Raw genomic sequence first — 18,804 nt, 5'->3', positions numbered from 1 at the left:
TTTTTGAAAGGTAATCGACGTATTGCAACACGCTATGAAAAAACAGCACGAAACTATCTGTCGATGGTGAAATTAGGCTGTATTCGACTCTTTTGCCGGAGATTATATAATTAAGGGACACTACCTAGTGTGATTACCGAGGGAAACTGACGGACTAATTACCTGTTGTGAACACCAAGGGACTTTGTCGTATTTTAACTACCAAGCGATTTTGTCGCTTTAACATAATGACCAAGGGAAATTGACGGATCTATTTAATCTGTGAATCTTCTGAATATTTCAGTGTACGTATTCAGGGGACACGAAGGATGATTATTATGGATGCTAAAGCCCAACTCACCGTGGATGTGATTGCCAAGGTGGCGCAAGGAAAAATCAGCATTATTAATGCCTCAAAGCTTCTCAGTAAATCCCGTCGGACTATCGAACGTTATCTTCAACAATATCAGAAAGTCGGTATCCAGTTTGTGATCCACCGTAATACCGGCAGAACTCCCGCCAATAAAATACCGGACAGGCTAAAGCGGCAAGTGCAGTCTCTTATCAAGGAAAAGTACTACGATGTGAATTTGCAGCACCTTGCTGAACTGCTGGAAAAGCACGAAGGCCTTCGGGTAAAACGAGAAACCCTACGTGGCTGGGCACACGAAATTCACCATGTTAAGCGGGCTAAACGCAGACGTTCTCAGGTTCGTAAGCGAAGAGAACGGATGGAATCAGCGGGCTTGCTGCTCCAAATGGATGGCAGCCCCCATCGCTGGTTCGGTGACAGAAAATCCTGTTTAATCGCGCTCATTGATGACGCCACCAGTGAAGTTCATGCCGAGTTTTTTGAGTCCGAAACCACCGAAGGTTGCTTAAAAGTCCTGCGTGACTACATTGCAAAGAGAGGAATATTTAAAGCTCTGTATGTGGATAAAGCCGGGATCTTCGGTGGTCCCAAGCGGTGCAATTTCTCGCAAGTACAAAGAGCCTGTGAAGAACTGGGTATTGAGATCATTTTTGCCAATTCACCTCAGGGCAAAGGGCGCATTGAACGTTCATTCGATACGTTCCAGGACCGTCTCGTGCCTGAGCTACGCCTGAGAAATATCACGGATATGCCCAGCGCTAACCAATACCTTCAGGAAGTCTTTATTCCCGACTATTGGCAAAAAAACATTGCCGTGAAAGCGCAAAACATCAAATCAGAATTTAAACCGGTTCCGGCTCATATCAGTCTGGAGAATATCTGTGTCCAGAAAGCGTATCGAAAAATCCGCCGGGATCACACCTTCAGCTACGGTAATCAGTTTTACCTGATCGACTCCCCGCTCAGGTATTCGATAGCCAACCAGAAAATTGAGATCCGAAAGCAATATGACGGTCGTTTTACGGCCTACTTTGCAGACCGAAAATTACGCGTCTCTGAAGTTATTGAGCCGACTAAACCTTCGCTGTATGACCTGGAAATCCAGAGAAAGCTGGATGCGCTGGAATTAGCGGACAAACTGGGTAATGTCGCTGAAGCCGCAAGGCAGAGTGGTTGCTCCCGTGACACGCTCTATCGTCATCGTAAACTACTCAAAGAAAAAGGGCCGGAAGCACTCAAACGCACCTTTAACCCGGCATTACATCATAAAAATCGGACGGCCCGGGAAATAGAGGAAAGGGTGATGGCTTTTTCATTGGAAAATCCGCATCTGGGTCAGGTACAGGTATCGGCCCAGATGCGAGAAAAATATCAGATAACCCTCAGTCCGAGTGGTGTGAGACATATCTGGCTACGGGAAAAAATGAATACCAGTGCCCTGCGGGTTGAGAAAGCCAGAACATCGAGTGATCTTCGGTTGAGCAATTAAGCCGGGAGCAGGTATACTGAAACGACAAAGTCCTTCGGTAATTAGTCCGTCAGTCTCCCTCGGTAATCACACTAATACAACTTAAGCTATGTGGAAACTTAGTACTACAGCCGTAATATCTGTTACGTTATGATGACGCATTGTTTTCTTTTCCTCAAAATACGGAAAGGTACCCAATATGCCATACCCAGCCAACATATGCCTGTCTGGCTCCTTTATTTCATCCTACCAGGCCGCAACAACTCAGCCTCACTTGTCTCCGGGGCTTACTCAGCAATGTTAACGAAAAAATGGTTGGCAACTAGCTGGACAGAAGCCCCTACACCAGATGGCATTCAATACTTTTTTGAAGGTGCTGATCGAGGCAGAAACAGCCCTCAATATTCTACGTCTAGTGCGTGCTGATGCCGGACAAAGTGCACGGTGACGACATCTCGGTGCCAGTTCAAACCTCGTGAAAGGGAAAAATCAGCTCTGATGAGTATCAAACACCCTGTCGGCGATAGTTTATGCCTTTAAACCGGAAAACCATCCAAAAATTTTCCGGTTTCATTTGACAAAGCTATTTTATCTCGTTTTTCGAAGTTCTACGACGATATTCACCACTCGCTTTTTCATGCATGGTAAACAGCATCGGTAATAGAGAACTCAGCGCTGATAGGCTATGCCCGAGCTGACACAAACTCTCTGGAGTAAATTCATGGATATTATTACTGGCAAACGACAACATTGAGTCACCAAGAAAAGTTACTCCATGACAAATGCCCATAGTATTTTCTTTGGATGATTCAATTAGCTGACACAGTACAGTATCACTAACACATGAGAGATCCAGTGATGTAATCGCATCCGACATGCCAGACCATAGGATATTCACATCAGATATATCACCGTCGTCGGGAGTATCAGGGATGCTACTGTGCATAATATTGCTTCCCAATTGGTTTACAAAAAATTAAAACCAAAGAAAAATCCGCAAGTAAGGTGTGTACTTTGATTTCTACATTAGATTGTGCGTTAAATGTATAACGCTTTGAGTATGAGGATATGTTACTATTCATATTAGCCATACATTAGTTCTTGTAATGTTGTGGTTAGACGCTCTGATTGTGTTGCCTCACTTTCAGAGCGTTGCTTTTATGGCTCCTATAGCAGCCACCATATTTTTTCTCTTCGAGATCAATATCCCTTCCTTCTTTTCTGATAACGGGAAGGCCAGATTTCATCAGGCTTCTGTCCCAATGCATTCGCAATGATTGTCTCACCTTTGTGCCAGGGACGCTGTAAAGCATTGGATAATGTTGACGATGCCAGTCCAGCTTCCCGAGAAACGGCAGCCAATGACGTTCCTTTCTTTTTTAACGCAGCGATAATATCTGCCGAATGCCAATCTTTTTTCTCCACAATAATCCTCCAATCGGGTATAACTATCTAATAATACTGTAAAACGACGAGTAACATTCTTTGCTTTAAACTCTGTTAGTAGTACGTTTTACTTCAATCTATATTTCAATTACTCTAACCAATTGTCAGTGCAAATAATCTTTGAGAAATTATTCACTGGAACACAAGTATTGATCCAAATTTGAAAACTGTAAAGCAAATTAGAACCAAAAATTCCCTAATTTAAAAATATTATCCTTAGGGAATAATTTTTATTAAAAATCAACCAATTGAATGAAAATTGAGAAAATGAAAAACAAAAAAGCATCAGGTGCTTCTTTTAGTGATGAAGAAAAAGAAGGTTTTATCAGTAGGTTATTACAACTTGTAGGGCAAAGAAACATTAGGACTGCTGCAAAAGATTGGGGCTTGCCTTACTCAACTCTCAATAACTACATCAATAAAGGAACAAGCCCATCATTAAAATATATGCAAATTGTTGCTAATAAGGAAAATGTAAGCTTGGATTGGCTTGCAAATGGGGATAAAAATTTCAAATTTGAAACACCAGATGCATACTATGATGATATTGAGCTACGACATTCCTGGAACTTGGTTTTTAACTCCCTAAATCTATGCGAAGTAGATAAGCTTATAAAATTAATTCATCGTAAAGGTATTGAAGGGCTATTAACAATGGCTCATGAAAAACAAGATATCAAGGATACCATTGATAAGCTTCATATTAGATCAAGCTTGAAACAAGCAATCAAAATGGCTCTTGCTGGGGATGAATCAACAGATAAAGAAATCTTGCAATGTATTACTACCCTGATAAGTCAAGAAAAAAATTAAACACAACCGATTGATGCTCATAACAGCGTAGAGTTAAGCATAGGTATAGAATGACGATACCTTTCAATTTTCACTTAGTCAGGCGAATAGCCAGATAAAAATGCATCACATTGAGAAACAGCACGGAGAACTGAGTGTGTGGGTCAATTGTGTAAAACACCCGAAGAATAATTACGAACTAGGTAAACCAACCTAAAAGCTCACCACCACTCAAAAGGAAGTCACAGACAAAGCTTTATCAAGCTAACGAAAAAAACAGCACTCAACGATAACAGGACGTTTTGTTAACGTACCTGTACGTTCAGCCAGATCAAAAGCAGCCCTAGCTCGACGCATGCCTTCAATTTTGCGTTCTTTTACGGACATTTTCTTAAGTTCAGAAATTCGGCGTTTTGATTGCATAACCTTCCCCTATCATCATTTAGTACTATAGTTATAAAAATCAAAAATCTGTGTTTTTCTGATGCTCACGATGCTGAGAAACCGCATGACTTAAAGCTTTCTTATGAATGTACCTTCTGTTGAGACAAATAAAGATGTGCAATTTATAGTACTAACAAATACCAGTAAATAGGATTTCCGTATATTAATTTTTGCCTTTCTAATTAAAAAAACGAGAAAACCCCTGTTGATTTCTCAACAGGGGTTTATCCCGAATATCTTTCGGCATCAGCAGCATGATTTCCATCATCTGTGACCCTAGCACGTTGCTAGCGGCAATAGCCGCGATCAGCAGAGGGAATACTACAGCAACAAACAGATAGCGTCAAGCATCCTGCTGCTAAAACAACAGCCTGTAATGAATCACAAAGAATGGAAAAGAGGCAAGTGAAAAGTATAGATGAAATACCATAATCATTATTATATTATTTTAAATCATGTGAGAAAAGGATATGAATTACAATGACCGTCAAAAGTGTTCTAATGTCGATATCAGAAAGACGTATATCAACTTACAAAAGAGGTTTTAACACAGAAGATGAAGCTGAATGTTTAGGACTCTATATATGGAATAAAAGGCTCTGCGCCACTTTTTTTCCTGTATTACAACTTTTAGAAGTTTCGCTAAGAAACAGTTTATACTATGGTCACTTAGCATATCAACGGCAAAAACTTATAGATAGTGGGCTTCCCCCTGCCGCCGCTGAAATGGCAATAGACAGAAACTGGATTCAACATTTCTATTTAAATACAGAAGACAACAAATTTATGAAAAGCCGTGAGGCAGTGGAAAATGCCCTTTCTTCTATCCAAGAAGAAAAAAGAGAAGTAACTCCGGATGAATTGATTGCAAAGCTTACATTTGGTGTATGGAGTAACATTTGCTCCAATCATCATAAATCTGATAAACAAGGGTCCCTTAAAATATGGCCGGAAATGATAGATTTTTCATTCCCAGGTGAAAAAGTGACTTTCAAGCATATAACCAACGACATAAAAAAACTTAATTTTCTTCGTAATAGAATCGCTCATCATGAGCCTATATGGCATAATAAGAAAAGTTTTTCAGTTGAAGGTCACATTAATACAGTACTCAATAGTTTTAAGATGTGTTTGAACTTAATTAAGTATATTAACCCCTCTAATCTCAAAACAATTGTTATTATGGAAAGTATAGAGCAAATAACACAACTGTGTAAAAAGGAAACTATTGAGAGATTCAAACAGGCAGCCAAAGATTTTGATCAAGTACATCCAGTAGATATAGAGGCTTGGTATAATACAAACATTACAGAAACAAGATTGGATGGTGTAATTGTAAAGGTTGAAGGTAAGGTGGTTTCAATAAAAGCATTTAAACATCCAAGTAATCTATTTGTTCTCGATGCCCATGGAAATCATGAAAAGAACTTACCTCACGAAATAGGTATTAACGTGAATTTCGAGCCAGACAATACAAGTAGCACATGGGTTGCAAAAAATGTTAGAAGAAAATAATAACGGCCTTTTAACACTAAGTAAAAAGGCAAAAATATACTAACAAACTTTATATTTTACATCTAACTGAAGTAGCTAGGCTGGCCATTTTTTCGCCACATACAGAAGAAACACTTGCCGCAGCTTAGCTACATGATACAGTAGAGGACACAAGCATAATGCTTCAAAATCTCAAACGAGAATTTAGTGATATAGTAGCTACATATATAGAAATGCTGACGATTCTAGTAATAATAATGGTGATAACAGAATTATCCAGAAGAATAATGATCTATTATATTCATCTAAATCAGCACCAAAAGCAAAAACTATAAAATTAACTGACCTCATTGATAATCCTGATTCGACTGTAAACCATGATCCTAGATTCGTACTAGTATATGCAACTGAGAAGTCTAGATTATTTAAAGATAAGGACTTTGTTTTAAATAACAATAACAAAATAACCTTATCAAAACCATTAACAAACTTTCTTTTTATGATTCCAAGTTTATAGAGCGCTACAACAAGCTGAGTGAAAAATGTAATAAAGGTTATTCTATTAAATTAAATATATCCTGTTTCCTACAAAATTCCAGACAAAAATACTGACAGGTGTCCCAGATAATTTCGCAAAGGAATACTCTTTCCGATGCATCAACCCGCCAGAAGGTTAAAAATATAATTACTGACCTTATTCGTTAAAAAAGAGTTATACACAGTTACACCGCTGATATTGGTTCGCCTCCCCAGCTCACCAACCGCTTCCATTCACCCGACCCTTTGATGGGGTCAGGTGAGTGAGCTTTATCAGCCGTGCAAATGTGCATAACACACAACTCGTTTTACAATTCATACCATAGACGCCACTCAAATTTTTGGCTAACCTAATAGAAAATAATACTATTTGTCTAAACATCATCTCCACAAGAGGCTATCCAATGACTAATCATCATGACAAACAACGTATAATACGTGCTCAAACTAGGGGAGTAAAAGCCGCTAACATTTACCGCAACTTATGCCAGCGTTTACATACTTGGGATGCAAATTGTGTTACTAAAGCCCGCAAATACAATCTCCCTAGCTGGATGGAACACATGCCCATTTATTTACTTGTTAGCAGTATAGTGGTTACTTTGCTGATAGGAGTACTAATGGCAATAGGAGTTATTATACTGATCTTTGGACTACTACTGGGACTCTCACTAGCTAAAGATAGCAAGCAAGATACTACCTACAGTGAATCTCTAAAAGCTAAGTATCGGAATGGTTCAGAAGGTTATGGCTTTTACTCCAACGGCAGCAAACTAGATGATTAAAAACAGTGAAATAAATTATCTATATCACTGTTTAATATAATCATATAAACTATTTCATAATTTTATTTGACACCGACTCTCCTATTTTGGCACCACTAGATTGAGTTTCAGAAGTCCCATGTCGCAACGCTGTATTTTCTAATGCACCACCAACTCTGATACCAGCCCAAGACAAAGCACTCATCCACAATGCCGGCAGCACAATAAACATCGTCCCCATCACAAAACTCATAATGATATCGTCTGTGCTATTCTGAAAACCGGCCATATTCCAGCGACTGTGCGTATCCGAACCATACAATGCCTCCAATAACCAGCTGTCCAACCAACGTGCCAATTCCCACCAGAAGGTCAAAAAGTTCAGCGCAAACACGACAAAGGTCAGCGTAATAACCGTCTTATATTCGTAAACCGCAAATACTATAATCAACGGTAATATGATAGTCACCGCCATCAATATAACAGCCTGCACCATCGGTAAAGCCTGGCGCATTGCATCAAACGCCGGAAATGCCGCCAGACTCCCCAACGACATCCCACCCAATGAAGCCAGACGGCCCACTGAATTCATCAGGGTAAAATCCGCGTTCCCCCCGTAACCTGCATAGACATGTCCCCCCTGAGATGTTGTCAGGCTTTCCGGACTCACCAGACGCCGTATCACCGCTTCTTTGTATTCTGACGTCTCTTTGCCCATCAGTTTCAATGCTGCTGAGAGCCGAAACCACATGCCTGGCTCAACCTGAGCCATCACCCGTTTTTCCAATCCTACTTGACTGTCTGACCACCATTCTTTGCAGGTCGGATATCCCCCCTGTCCCGTATTAGCAAAACCATCATCACGGTGCGGTTTCCAGGGAAAATCCGAACGAGGCGTTTTTGACTGAAGCACATCATAATAACCCGCACTATTCAGAAACGTTTTTGACCCTAACCATTCAATATCCCGTAATACCACTTCATCTAGGGTTCTTCCCTCGTCCCGGCGTTTCCACTGATACAATGCCAGCGCATAACAGTCATGGGTGAAATCCTGTAATATCTGAGCCAGTGCCGGATTATTAATCCGCGTATGCTGGACCTCAAAACGCAGTTGCCTCAAGTCGGGACGGCAGGGAAGAGAAGCTATTGCAGCCTGAGTGACCCCTTTGGAAATCTGATGAACCAGTATCCACCAAACCGGAGCCGCCGCCGTTTTACCGTCAAGCGACGATATCACGGACGCATAACCCGTTTCAGCCAGTTTCGGTGTCCAAGTACCACAACTTTTTGCCCGCGAGTCATCATACGTAATGGTACTCAGACTCACATTGACCAACGGCACACAGCAAGCAATCATGACCAGAAAAGCGCCATACAAAGTGTTTTCAATCCGGGTTACTGAGAGCATGCCCTTATTCCCTTCATCCTCCCCTTCTTCCCGGACTTTCAGCCAGATACCTATCATTTTGAATGTCAACGGCAGCACAAATAACCCTGTGGCCAGCAGCACATTCCACAAGCCGTTATTCACTATCCAGCCCAGCAGGGTCAGAAAATATTCCAGATAGCTGTAAGTTGTCATGACTGCTCTCCGGAGACGAAGAACATGGCATACTCACAACATCCCACAAATCCCAGCGAAATGAGCGCCATCCGTTTCAGAGCCGCTTTCTGTGTTAACGGCAATGGGGATCGCCAAAGCTGCCACATGAAACAGGCAATCACACTGTACATGGCCAATCGCCAGGCCAGCCAGCCGTAACGGGTCGTGTACATCCAATGTTGTAAGGCACTGAACTGAGACGGATACGCCAAGCCAACTGCGGCAACAAGTAACATCCCCCCCATCATCAACATGACGATTAACCCCCGCCTGAAATGCCGTTTCAGTCCCACTATCAACCTCTGTTTAGTGCCAGCAGGTACCCGAATTTCACTTTGCTCAGACATCATTATTGTCCTTCACGCCCTTTCGGCGGCACGGACAAGGTGTGAATACGACTGTCGGTATTATCGGTGGATTGCCGTTGCAGATTCATTTCAACCCGATGTTGTTCACGCTCAAGCGTGGTCAGTGCGGTATTTTGTGCAATCGCCCGGCGCAACTCCATTTCATTCTTCAGGGCAGTAATTTCTCTGTCCAGTGTCGCAATACGACGATCACTCTCTGCCATAGCCTGCGCCTGCGCAGCGGCATTCGGTTCTGCCTGCCCGGTCATCAACATTCGCCGCATAGTGAGCGCAGTCTCAATGGTGTCTGCCATCGCTAACTCACTGGCCAACCGACTCACCAGCGCACCACTGTCCGGATCACGTTTCAGGGCCTGGACAACCCCGCGAGTCACCACCAGGCTACCCGTTTTGAGTTTTGCCAGATTGACTACAGTAAGCGCATTTTCCCCGCTGACCAGTTTCATCAATTGCTCAATGTTGGTTCTGGTCGCCTCTTCCAGCATCGGCGCAAACCCCGTCCCAGCGACACTTGCACCCGGCTGGTCTTCGGTACTACCACTAGTACACTGACGGCTGTCGGTACAGGTACGAACCGAACGATCACCTAACACCCTGACGACCGCGTCTGCGGCTTCTTCACTGTTCTTGAATTTCTGGCAAGCAGCGCCATTACATTGTGTGTGGCTGACATTGGCATGGCTATTCGCTGGCAGGTTGTTCATCATATTGAAGCCGGCTTTTGCCAGATCCCGGATAGGCTGAATCGCTTTCTGTCCTTTTCCTCCCCGTTTTTCACCTCCAATCCAATTTGAACCTTGTGTACCGTCCGCAACCTCCATTTTTTGTGTCGTGCCAACCGCATCACCGTTGCCAGTATTCACCAGCGTTTTGTATTCCTCCATCAACGCCGCTTTAGTCCATTTACTGCTATCCGAGAAATCCATCATACGCTGTGACATGTTCTGGCAACTCAGTTGTGATTTGTCAAACGCGATACCTGCCTGTAACACCCCGTTGGTCAGCATTTCATATAATCCCGGATTAGCACGCTGGATAACCATTGCCGGCAAACTGGCTACGGCCCCGGTAGCCCCCTGTATTACTTCCCCCATCAGGTTTTTAAACCCCGAAGTCAGGCCATTAAGCTGATTCCCTACCGTCGTTTTTAAATCAAAGTGACCGCACATCAGGTCACTGCTCCAACCGAGGTTTAATCCGCCCAGATGTTGCAGATGACTGCGGGTCGCCGGCTGCGATATCACTGATCCGCCACCTATGTTGTAAAACAGTTTGTCTGATACCGCCCCATTCAGGCTTTTCCCGTAACCTATCGGGCTGTCAGCAATGGCAAAACCTGCCGCCTGAACAACAGGAGTACGCATAAACGCCAGTGCTATCAACACAGGCAAAAATAATCGTTGTCTCATCCCATGATCCCAGTCTCAAAAATCGGTACTGTAGAGAAAAGTCTGTCCACGCCGCTGACAACAACTGTAGGGTTGCCACAATGCAAAGACATAATTCCCGTCCTTGGCCACTTCCCCGCTGTTATCCGGAAAAACAGCACAAGATGCGCTCATTTTCGGCGCTAAACGTTGCCATTGATGATTTTGGCTACCCGTATTCTCAACTACTTCGCCCGGTGGCCAGTAACCCTGTTTGCGGTTCCCTTTCAGGGGTTGATAAACATGCCCCTGCCCGGTACGGGTGATGATGTCTGCTACCCGTTGTGCTACTACCGCAGCCGCTTTATTATCATCCTGTTGTGTCACAAACCCGCTTCGCGGATAAACATTGCCCCACATATTGCCCCGAAACGAATAACCCAGTTCACGTTTACCTGGAATAAGCGCCTCGGGATAAAACGACTCTGGCACACCGGTCCGCCAAACCAGGCTGTCCAGCGTACTCAAAAAGTAAGGCATAAAAGGCGTGGCGGCACTTTTACACGCATACCCCGAAATTTTTCCGCCCATCATGGCAGTTGCCGGATGCCCAATCGCATCGGCATATTTAAAATGCAGATTATTTTTTCGGTTGCCTGGGATTTTCAACTGATTGTTACCGCCACCCATGACTATCCTGGAAAGTGCACCGGTGACCATATTTTCCACCCCACCGGCTGCCTGGCTGACCTGCGACATTTCTTTCCAGGGATTACCGCCAGGCGCGTTATAGACGGAGACCACGGCCTGAGGAATAAAATGCGCAACTTTTATCGAGGTCCGCACTTTGCACCCCCAGGGAGAACACAGCAGCCAGTAACAAATACCTTTTATCCGCCAACTGATGCACGATACCGACGCGGCACTGACCACAATCTGGGCCGTATTCACACTGGCAACGGCCACGGGCACCAGAACAACCGTTAGTATCAGGGCCATACCGAACTTTTTCAGCCGGGAATACCATGTTAATGACGATAAATCCGAAGATTTCATGGCTGCTTTTCCTGCTGATAGGTATCCCAAAGTAACCGGGCCTGTCTGACGTCTGTCGTACCGTACACAACATAATCATCATCAAAAACCACTGCCGGGAACTTCTTAAGGCCCAACGTCCAGGCATTCAGTAACCCCTGATAAGCCTGACCGATATGTCGCTCCTGTTGATGCCACGATGGAGACTGCAAAATCTGACGGGCCTGCTTGACTGCCTGTTGAGGATCAGCAGACAGCTTACTGAATAACTGTGATTGCAACTGCTCTGGCTTATCTAGGTACACAACTTGGACGTTTTGATCAGCATTGAGCGGTGGATGGCTTGTGTCGGTATATATCACTGTGCTGGCAAACACGGATACCGGCATTAACAACAGCAAAAGCATCCAAAATACCCAGATATTCATAGCCTATACTCCTGCATGGCTAAGAGATCTTCATCACGCACATCTGTCACCTCCCCGGATATCAGACCACGGGCACGGTCCAGCCTGCGCGCCACAACAAAAGCGGCATCCAATTCGCTGCAATGAAGCACTTTCATAATCGCCCTGCGTTCTGCCTTTTCCTCTTTCTCCGTCATACCCAGCGCCAGATACACACTGGGCGGCACCACCCGAAACAACGCCTCCACTTTTTTCGACAACACCACGCCTTCGGTGTAACAGCCCGGGAGTTTGCTGGCTGACAACAACACCGATTTTTGTTCTTCAGACAGCTTTTTAAAACGCGCTATCTGTTCGACTTCATCCGGCGGCATTGTCAGACACAACCACCATTCCGCCATATTCAGCATTTTCTCCGCACTATCCGGATAGTCCGCCAAATTCTGAGTAGCCAGCCACAACCAGGTGCCCAGTTTGCGCCACATCTTGACGACTTTGGTCATATAGGGCGACAACAGCGGATTAGTGGTCAGTATATGCGCCTCATCCACCACAAAATTAATTTCCCGGTCCTCAAACTGGTCACGCTCCGCCATATTGTTGATGGTATTGACCAGAGACACCATCGCCAGCGACATCTGGGCACCATACCCTTCGCGCGCCAACGTACCGAGGTCAATCAGCGTCACATCGGCTTCTGGCCACGGAGTTCCCGGACAATTAAACAATTCCCCCTCAAAACCACTGGTGAACATTGACATCGCCCCCGCCATCTCTTCGGCACGGGCACGACGCTGTTCGGTACGTAATGATCGCCCCTGTTCATCCCGCCGGCAGTCCCGGGCAATTACAGACAATGCCTTTTGCAAATCTTCTGCTATCATCTGTCGGCCATCGTCAGCGCTCGCTTTTGCCGCCATCATGATAGCTTCGCGGATCATGCCCCGATCCGCCCGTGTCAGACGCTCTTCCTCCTTCTTCTCCCCGCCGGTGATCATCATGCGGGCCGCAATTTCCATTTCACCCAGAATATCGCGTTGCTCATCGTCCCCGTCGTCTTCAATTTCCTCTGCCGACTTTTCACCCGCCAAATCCAGCTGAGAAGATGCCATTTGAAGCAATTGGTGGGCATCAGCAAACAGCGCCAGACTGACACCACAGCCCGGTTTAATGCTGATTTTGTTGACACTCAGCCCCAGACATTGACAGTAATCAGCAAACAACCCAAAACTGTTGCCCGCCTCCGCCACAAATAACCGGGGACGGTGCACCGCCATCAACTGCGATAAACTCGCACAAAGCGTAGCCGACTTCCCCGCGCCGGTCGGCCCGAACAGCAACAGATGCGCATTCTGGGTACGGTCATGTTTATTTTGCGGATCAAAGGTCAGCACATCGCCGCCCCGGTTAAAAAAGCTAAGACCCGGGTTACCTGTGCCGGTTGCTCGCCCTGTCACTGGCAGCAACCCAGCCACATGCTGCACCCAAGTCAACCGGGTATACCAGTGATGCTTGTCTCGTTGCGGGTTAAAACACATCGGTAAGGCACGCAGATAACCGTTTAACGGCGCGACGTCGCATTCGGGTTTAACCGGCTGCAACCCCGAGACCAACAGGGTGGCGGCCAGTTGCTGATGCCGACGGTTCAAATCGTCAACATCAGCCCCCTGTAACAGAAAGGTCAGTGCAGAACGGCACAGTTTATGTCTCAACCCCAGATGCGCCTTAGCTTCTTTTACGTCTGCACGCACTCGCCCTGATTCAGTATTTTCTCCCATTGCATTTTTTGACAATCGGTCGAAATCCCGCTCCAGTGTATCCTGCGCCTGTATGACAATGGTCAATGAAACAAGAGTACCTGACGGTAATAAATCCATCAGCGCATTGATATGTTCACCCCGGACCATTTCACCGGTCAGCGTTCCCGGTTCTGGAGGGCGACGCAGCCGTTCAACCGGTACCGCCCGATGAGCAATATTATCAAACCACCAGACACCGTTTTTCACGTCAGAACGCGGCGGGGTAAACCACAAGGTTTCCGTGAAATCATTATCTGGCTTCCACTCACCAGCCTGTGGGGTTGCATAACTAGCCGCCTGATACAACGTCGTTTTATCTATCCAATCTGGAGCGGGATTGAATAACCGCAGTAACCAGTGATGAACCTGTTCACCATCTTGTCGTTCACACAAAATGCCAGCGCTGGCCAGCGAGGCCGTCAGTCGGTTACAGACCTGATTAAGCAACGCCGCTGGTGACAGAACATCCTTCTGGCCTGCCGGGACCCAGCGATAAACGACCATTCGGGTACGGCGTTGCTGCCCTCTCCAAGGTTGACCGGTGATCAATGTGTCGTTAAACAGCCCTTCAGGCCGGGCAATACCCCGCAAATGTCGTTCAGTCTCAGCCAGCCACGTTTCGGTAAAGGCTGTGCCCTGTGCCCAGGGCTTGATATATTGACGAAGCTGCGTCAGCGATGACGACGAGTCATCTTCATCCTGACAAAAAAACTGCACCACCCAGGGAGAAATATCCTCTTCCTCCAGGCTGTCCTGCAACGCATCCTCCACCTGGTCACGGATCTCTTCCAGACGGGCAGCAGGGCGTCCTTCTGTCTGGACCGGAGAGACGGTATAAACCGCCCCGACTGACAGACCGTCATCCAGCAACAGACACTTTTCCTCGTCCAGGTATTCTGCCCAGGGCAAATAATCAATGATAGACGGTGAAGGGTTATACAGTGCCGCTTCATCAGCGTGCGTCATTTTGCCGGGCCGCTTTACAGGTTCACGCCCGATCACGCCGGAAGAAGGCGATAGGTTGTCCGCTTTACGCAGGCGGACTTTATTGAACCACGTCCACATCACAATGCCACCGTCCGCTCACCCGGCAGGGCATACTGCACCTGACTGTAAAACGAAAACACCGTACTGTATCCCGGCACAGGCGAATTTCCCGCAACCAAATGGGGAAAGAGATACATCACCATGTCCGGATTGGGTAGCCGTGGGAAGGTTTGACTGATTTCATTTTCCTGTGTACGACTATAACTTTCAGCATAGTCAGTCGAAATTTGCTGCTCCTGTTCATTGAGCCCCCGGCGCAGCACCTGACGGGCTTCCAGTGTGATCTGTGACGACGCGGCCTTTCCCTGCCACAATGCCAGCATAGTCTGATCTCCCGATGGCAACATGTCCTCTTTGGACGTGCTGCAACCGGTCAGGAGCGTCGTCACTGCAATCAGGCAAACCCAACAACCTGATTTCAATCTGACGCTGCACATACCGGCTCCACAGATATTCACTTTCTCAGTCCAGCCCATCGCTGTTCTCCTGTTCCAGGCTAAAGGGGTATTTCACCTTGCGCCCCTGTGTGTCGTAATCAATGGGGATTTGTTGGGTAATATGTACCGCCACGCTGGCTCCCGGCGGCACGTAGACGGCATCAAAGGTTTGGCCGTAACGGGCTTTGACCCATTTCGACACGGCTTTAAATCCTCCGGCAGCCGCTTGTCCCAAAACCGCTTTACCGGCATCTCCGGTCAGTGATGACGTTGCGCCACCATAACCGTTAGTCTGGGTGGTAAGCTGGCTCTGTGACAGCACATCACCGGCTGCTGTACCACCAGAAAGCGCAAATAAAGTTGGCAAGTAGCTGGATGCATTGGATTTCCGTGTCCCGCTGATACACGGAATACCGTTATCGTCAGACAACCAGCCGATACTGCCGCCATGATTATCCTGAACGTGATGACTGCCATCGATGCGATTATCCGATTTCGGCACGGTTCTGACGGTGCCGTCTGCAAAGACAAAGGTGAAAGAGGTGACATTGCCGCGCACGCAAGACAAGGTCCAGTCACCGGTAGCTGTACCCGAAATAATCGCTCCTTCCACGTCCGGCAGTTCAATGCCGTTGGCAGTCAGGTTATCTTTACCTATCAGTATCTTAAAAGGATACGGGTCAGTGACTTTGTCATTCACTGGCACCCGGCCTAATAATGCGGTCATCGCCTGGCTGCCGACCAGCGTCGTATTTTCGGGCAGGGTATAAACGGGCCGGATAGCCTCGTTTGTATCACCCTCGGTAATGGCTCGCTGATTTTTAGTCATACCGTCATATTCCACTTTCTGACGGCTCAATGCATTGTCTTCCAGAAATGACACAGGAAAACGGGGAGTCGCTGGCTGACCGCTCATTGCAACCTGTGAGTCAGCCGATAATACGTCCTGTGGGGTAATCCAGACCAGCCTGTCCCCGTCTGAAGTCGTATTTTGGCCGGTATCGTCCAATCCTAATCCCAGCGGAATATCACGCTCAACCAAAGGAGAGTTTGTACTTATGCTTTTATTGCCTAACTGACGGGTCAACTGGTCAAGTCGGCTGAACAGCGTTTGCTGCTCTGCCTTCAACACCTGCTGTTGCTTTTCTGTTTCTTCGCGGTTGCCCGCTACCACCTGGTTAATCTGGTCAGTCATGCTCTGACTGCCGTTTCGCCATTTCTCATTGTCCGCCAGTAATTGTGCGTTTTGTTTTTCCAGTGCCGCCTGCTGAACACGGATACTGCGCAAAGCTCCAATCAGGGTGCGCAACGTGTCTTCCGGGGTATCCCCCTCAATCCCCAATGCCCGCAGCTCCCCGGAAGACAGTTCCTCCAAAGCCTGATGACTCACTGTCTGGTTGACGGGCGTCTCTGATTGCCGACAACTCTTGATCCCCACGACCAGCCCCGCAATAACAAAAGCAGGCACGACCCACTTCACCAGACCGTTTGACTTAATTTGCATGGGGATTTCCTTGTCGCTTCATGGGCGTTTTTGACCTCACCGGTTCAGGCAGAAAGGCACGGTCAGGCCGACCTTTCACCACCAAATAAACGGTAGTCGTGTCTTCCGGCGTACCTGACGGTCCCAACCAACGATGCTGAAAGGTCGCTGCTATGAATTGCCCCTGCAACCTGCGTGGATCAAGCACCACGTTCTCACGGTGGGTATTACGCACTTTCAGCGCCACCACAGTGAGGTTATCCACCCCCCAGCCCCCTAACGGGGAAACTATTACCGGCGCAGAGGGATACAATGTGGTCAATCGGGGCGACAATGCCAATGATACCGGGTGAATGCCGGGAACAGCTTCTACTGTACGCAACGGCGCATACAGACTCTGCGCAGCATAACGGGTCAGGACCACCGGCAGAGGAGCCGTATAGGACGGTTTTTGACGCCGGGCGGCCTGACGTTCACCGGCAAGAGAGGGAGACGTTGCTGACGTATTATCCCCTTTGGCTCCATGATGAATCTGATGGTTGTCCGTCAACGTAATCACGTCCCCGTGGTACACCATACGAACCGGCTCAAGGGGACCTTTTCCATTTGTAGCTGTCACATCCAGCAAAATCACTTCACCACTTTCCACATCCTGAAGTTGTAGCCGGGTCTGGGTAAACGTTTCACTCGGATACAGATACACTGCACCACCGGTGCTTTGTACCCGCAATTTGCCATTCAACATCCCGGGAAAGCCAACCCGAACATTTTTATCCACAAAAACCACCCGCTCCTGTCCAACATGCAGGGCAACTGGCAGCGGGATACGCTCCCACTTCATCAACTCCACAGCCTCAACGGGTGAAACCATCACCAGCCCGGCGAATAATAATGCAGTCAATGCCAATAACTCGACGAGTACCTGTTTTTTCACTGGAATATCCCCTTTTTCGCCGGTGCCGGCTGCGATGCTGCTTCCAGCCGTTGCGGTGTGCTGTCATAACAATCCAGTGCCAGGCCAAACGGGTTACGCTCTGCATCCCCTTGCCAACGGGTGACTTTAAGCGGGTAACGTACCAGTGCCCGTTTGACCGGCTCAGCGTGAAAATATTCATCGGCCACTAAATCTAACCGGATAACCCAGTTATCCCGGTCTTTTACCATCACATTGCTGTCACGAAAGCCCCGTTCCGGAATTTCATACACCACCCGCACGCGATCTTTTAGCTCACCCACTTGTGAGCGGTTTTGAGCATCCTGTTCCAGAAATACCTGACAGGAGGGGGTCAGATAAGGAGAAAGCGCCGCTATTTTCGCTGGATAATCGACTTCCCCGTCTTTCGGCCAAGCATTCAATTGCTGAAAAATATAAAAACCAAAGGCATAGACCTGGGAGACAGGCACTTGCCACCACGGGCGGGTACTACCACTACGGACATCCGGCGGCGTATAAATGGTTAACGCTCTCGGCGCCATCATCCAGCCACTCAGACTCAGTAACAACAACAAAACCAGCACACCACAGGCCGCGCGTAACGTTAGGATATGCTGGTCCCGATCTTGAATTGCATGACGAAAACGGCTCATAACCGCCCCATTCGGGTCATTACCCGGTGACGGCGGCGCAACGACCAGCGTTGTGATGTGATAATCAGTGACGGGTCACCCAGACCCCAGCGCCGTTTTTTAACCTCCAGCCGTCGATAGAGATAATGCGCCGGTTTACCGCGTTTCATCCGGGCCAGGTATTTGCCGCCAAAGGCAATCAATAACAACGGCGCAATCAGTGCCACCGTCGGTATCATCACCCAACCCGTTACTGGTGTCAGTAACAAACCAATGACCGTGCCAGCTATCAGCCCCGTTAATGCCGTCCAGCCCAGCTCTGGGGTAGTAAATCCCCGGAACACGACAGGTTCAGCGTTAAGACGGTCAGGTAAAAAACGAATAGTCTGCAC

Annotated in this window: 19 protein-coding genes and 1 pseudogene; 6 read left to right on the top strand and 14 right to left on the bottom strand. The window is 47.1% G+C overall.

Annotated elements, in window-relative coordinates; genetic code table 11:
• The 3 genes and pseudogenes from EAE89_RS06040 to EAE89_RS23980 form a co-directional block, all read left to right on the top strand.
• Positions 1-114: pseudogene (locus tag EAE89_RS06040) on the top strand (IS5/IS1182 family transposase); the annotation flags it as partial.
• 194 nt (positions 115-308) lie between these two features.
• Positions 309-1,841, top strand: coding sequence for an ISNCY family transposase (locus EAE89_RS06035; RefSeq protein ID WP_214085546.1), 1,533 nt, complete (start codon positions 309-311; stop codon positions 1,839-1,841).
• Between the two features lie 276 nt (positions 1,842-2,117).
• The gene (locus EAE89_RS23980) at positions 2,118-2,246 is read left to right on the top strand and encodes a hypothetical protein (protein WP_280516010.1); all 129 of its coding nucleotides are present in this window, start codon (positions 2,118-2,120) and stop codon (positions 2,244-2,246) included.
• A gap of 157 nt (positions 2,247-2,403) precedes the next feature.
• Here EAE89_RS23980 and EAE89_RS06030 read toward each other — a convergent pair whose 3' ends face one another.
• Positions 2,404-2,766, bottom strand: a complete 363-nt coding sequence (locus tag EAE89_RS06030; RefSeq protein WP_214085545.1) for a hypothetical protein — start codon at positions 2,764-2,766, stop codon at positions 2,404-2,406.
• 254 nt (positions 2,767-3,020) lie between these two features.
• On the bottom strand, positions 3,021-3,251 hold the full coding sequence (locus EAE89_RS06025; protein ID WP_214085549.1) for a helix-turn-helix domain-containing protein: 231 nt from the start codon (positions 3,249-3,251) through the stop codon (positions 3,021-3,023).
• A gap of 282 nt (positions 3,252-3,533) precedes the next feature.
• Here EAE89_RS06025 and EAE89_RS06020 point away from each other — a divergent pair, with 282 nt between their 5' ends.
• The gene (locus tag EAE89_RS06020) at positions 3,534-4,079 is read left to right on the top strand and encodes a helix-turn-helix domain containing protein (protein ID WP_214085544.1); all 546 of its coding nucleotides are present in this window, start codon (positions 3,534-3,536) and stop codon (positions 4,077-4,079) included.
• Positions 4,080-4,322: 243 nt separating this feature from the next.
• On the opposite strand, the gene EAE89_RS06015 is transcribed toward EAE89_RS06020, so the two are convergent.
• The gene (locus EAE89_RS06015; protein ID WP_214085543.1) at positions 4,323-4,481 is read right to left on the bottom strand and encodes a hypothetical protein; all 159 of its coding nucleotides are present in this window, start codon (positions 4,479-4,481) and stop codon (positions 4,323-4,325) included.
• Between the two features lie 501 nt (positions 4,482-4,982).
• Here EAE89_RS06015 and EAE89_RS06010 point away from each other — a divergent pair.
• Both EAE89_RS06010 and EAE89_RS06005 read left to right on the top strand, forming a co-directional pair.
• Positions 4,983-6,017: an Abi family protein gene (locus EAE89_RS06010; RefSeq protein ID WP_214085542.1), complete on the top strand. Its 1,035-nt coding sequence runs from the start codon at positions 4,983-4,985 to the stop codon at positions 6,015-6,017.
• 920 nt (positions 6,018-6,937) lie between these two features.
• Positions 6,938-7,318, top strand: a complete 381-nt coding sequence (locus EAE89_RS06005) for a hypothetical protein (RefSeq protein WP_214085541.1) — start codon at positions 6,938-6,940, stop codon at positions 7,316-7,318.
• 49 nt (positions 7,319-7,367) lie between these two features.
• On the opposite strand, the gene EAE89_RS06000 is transcribed toward EAE89_RS06005, so the two are convergent.
• From EAE89_RS06000 to EAE89_RS05950, 11 genes are read right to left on the bottom strand one after another with little or no spacing between them, the layout of a single operon-like run.
• Positions 7,368-8,882: a conjugal transfer protein TraG N-terminal domain-containing protein gene (locus tag EAE89_RS06000; protein WP_214085540.1), complete on the bottom strand. Its 1,515-nt coding sequence runs from the start codon at positions 8,880-8,882 to the stop codon at positions 7,368-7,370.
• Positions 8,879-9,250 carry a hypothetical protein gene (locus EAE89_RS05995; protein WP_214085539.1) on the bottom strand — a complete coding sequence of 124 codons (372 nt, stop codon included), beginning with the start codon at positions 9,248-9,250 and terminating at the stop codon, positions 8,879-8,881. Before EAE89_RS05995 ends, EAE89_RS06000 begins: the two co-directional genes overlap by 4 nt.
• A 2-nt stretch (positions 9,251-9,252) precedes the next feature.
• Complete coding sequence (locus tag EAE89_RS05990) at positions 9,253-10,680, bottom strand: integrating conjugative element protein (protein WP_214085538.1); 1,428 nt, start codon at positions 10,678-10,680, stop codon at positions 9,253-9,255.
• 15 nt (positions 10,681-10,695) lie between these two features.
• Complete coding sequence (locus tag EAE89_RS05985; RefSeq protein ID WP_422615505.1) at positions 10,696-11,637, bottom strand: TIGR03756 family integrating conjugative element protein; 942 nt, start codon at positions 11,635-11,637, stop codon at positions 10,696-10,698.
• Between the two features lie 53 nt (positions 11,638-11,690).
• Positions 11,691-12,101: a TIGR03757 family integrating conjugative element protein gene (locus tag EAE89_RS05980; protein WP_149615912.1), complete on the bottom strand. Its 411-nt coding sequence runs from the start codon at positions 12,099-12,101 to the stop codon at positions 11,691-11,693.
• Positions 12,098-14,944 (bottom strand): conjugative transfer ATPase, encoded by a 2,847-nt coding sequence (locus EAE89_RS05975; protein WP_420849738.1) that lies wholly within the window; start codon positions 14,942-14,944, stop codon positions 12,098-12,100. Before EAE89_RS05975 ends, EAE89_RS05980 begins: the two co-directional genes overlap by 4 nt.
• Positions 14,944-15,363, bottom strand: coding sequence for a TIGR03751 family conjugal transfer lipoprotein (locus EAE89_RS05970; RefSeq protein WP_149615914.1), 420 nt, complete (start codon positions 15,361-15,363; stop codon positions 14,944-14,946). Before EAE89_RS05970 ends, EAE89_RS05975 begins: the two co-directional genes overlap by 1 nt.
• A gap of 25 nt (positions 15,364-15,388) precedes the next feature.
• On the bottom strand, positions 15,389-16,867 hold the full coding sequence (locus EAE89_RS05965; protein WP_214085536.1) for a TIGR03752 family integrating conjugative element protein: 1,479 nt from the start codon (positions 16,865-16,867) through the stop codon (positions 15,389-15,391).
• Positions 16,857-17,717 carry a TIGR03749 family integrating conjugative element protein gene (locus EAE89_RS05960; RefSeq protein WP_244866218.1) on the bottom strand — a complete coding sequence of 287 codons (861 nt, stop codon included), beginning with the start codon at positions 17,715-17,717 and terminating at the stop codon, positions 16,857-16,859. Before EAE89_RS05960 ends, EAE89_RS05965 begins: the two co-directional genes overlap by 11 nt.
• A 59-nt stretch (positions 17,718-17,776) precedes the next feature.
• Complete coding sequence (locus EAE89_RS05955; RefSeq protein ID WP_214085534.1) at positions 17,777-18,433, bottom strand: PFL_4703 family integrating conjugative element protein; 657 nt, start codon at positions 18,431-18,433, stop codon at positions 17,777-17,779.
• Positions 18,430-18,804 (bottom strand): TIGR03750 family conjugal transfer protein, encoded by a 375-nt coding sequence (locus EAE89_RS05950; protein ID WP_214085548.1) that lies wholly within the window; start codon positions 18,802-18,804, stop codon positions 18,430-18,432. Before EAE89_RS05950 ends, EAE89_RS05955 begins: the two co-directional genes overlap by 4 nt.

Origin of the sequence: Photorhabdus heterorhabditis (genome assembly GCF_018448905.1) — a bacterium.
In the GTDB taxonomy this organism is placed as follows: Bacteria; Pseudomonadota; Gammaproteobacteria; order Enterobacterales; family Enterobacteriaceae; genus Photorhabdus; species Photorhabdus heterorhabditis.
This window is presented reverse-complemented; position numbering and strand designations above follow the sequence as displayed.

What these genes read in the sequence shown, in the direction of transcription:
- EAE89_RS06035 (WP_214085546.1), top strand. Translation starts at nt 309, where the DNA reads ATGATTATTATGGATGCTAAAGCCCAACTCACCGTGGATGTGATTGCC.
- EAE89_RS23980 (WP_280516010.1), top strand. Translation starts at nt 2,118, where the DNA reads ATGTTAACGAAAAAATGGTTGGCAACTAGCTGGACAGAAGCCCCTACA.
- EAE89_RS06030 (WP_214085545.1), bottom strand. Translation starts at nt 2,766, where the DNA reads ATGCACAGTAGCATCCCTGATACTCCCGACGACGGTGATATATCTGAT.
- EAE89_RS06020 (WP_214085544.1), top strand. Translation starts at nt 3,534, where the DNA reads ATGAAAAACAAAAAAGCATCAGGTGCTTCTTTTAGTGATGAAGAAAAA.
- EAE89_RS06015 (WP_214085543.1), bottom strand. Translation starts at nt 4,481, where the DNA reads ATGCAATCAAAACGCCGAATTTCTGAACTTAAGAAAATGTCCGTAAAA.
- EAE89_RS06010 (WP_214085542.1), top strand. Translation starts at nt 4,983, where the DNA reads ATGACCGTCAAAAGTGTTCTAATGTCGATATCAGAAAGACGTATATCA.
- EAE89_RS06005 (WP_214085541.1), top strand. Translation starts at nt 6,938, where the DNA reads ATGACTAATCATCATGACAAACAACGTATAATACGTGCTCAAACTAGG.
- EAE89_RS06000 (WP_214085540.1), bottom strand. Translation starts at nt 8,882, where the DNA reads ATGACAACTTACAGCTATCTGGAATATTTTCTGACCCTGCTGGGCTGG.
- EAE89_RS05995 (WP_214085539.1), bottom strand. Translation starts at nt 9,250, where the DNA reads ATGTCTGAGCAAAGTGAAATTCGGGTACCTGCTGGCACTAAACAGAGG.
- EAE89_RS05990 (WP_214085538.1), bottom strand. Translation starts at nt 10,680, where the DNA reads ATGAGACAACGATTATTTTTGCCTGTGTTGATAGCACTGGCGTTTATG.
- EAE89_RS05985 (WP_422615505.1), bottom strand. Translation starts at nt 11,637, where the DNA reads ATGGCCCTGATACTAACGGTTGTTCTGGTGCCCGTGGCCGTTGCCAGT.
- EAE89_RS05980 (WP_149615912.1), bottom strand. Translation starts at nt 12,101, where the DNA reads ATGAATATCTGGGTATTTTGGATGCTTTTGCTGTTGTTAATGCCGGTA.
- EAE89_RS05975 (WP_420849738.1), bottom strand. Translation starts at nt 14,944, where the DNA reads ATGTGGACGTGGTTCAATAAAGTCCGCCTGCGTAAAGCGGACAACCTA.
- EAE89_RS05970 (WP_149615914.1), bottom strand. Translation starts at nt 15,363, where the DNA reads ATGTGCAGCGTCAGATTGAAATCAGGTTGTTGGGTTTGCCTGATTGCA.
- EAE89_RS05965 (WP_214085536.1), bottom strand. Translation starts at nt 16,867, where the DNA reads ATGCAAATTAAGTCAAACGGTCTGGTGAAGTGGGTCGTGCCTGCTTTT.
- EAE89_RS05960 (WP_244866218.1), bottom strand. Translation starts at nt 17,717, where the DNA reads ATGGTTTCACCCGTTGAGGCTGTGGAGTTGATGAAGTGGGAGCGTATC.
- EAE89_RS05955 (WP_214085534.1), bottom strand. Translation starts at nt 18,433, where the DNA reads ATGAGCCGTTTTCGTCATGCAATTCAAGATCGGGACCAGCATATCCTA.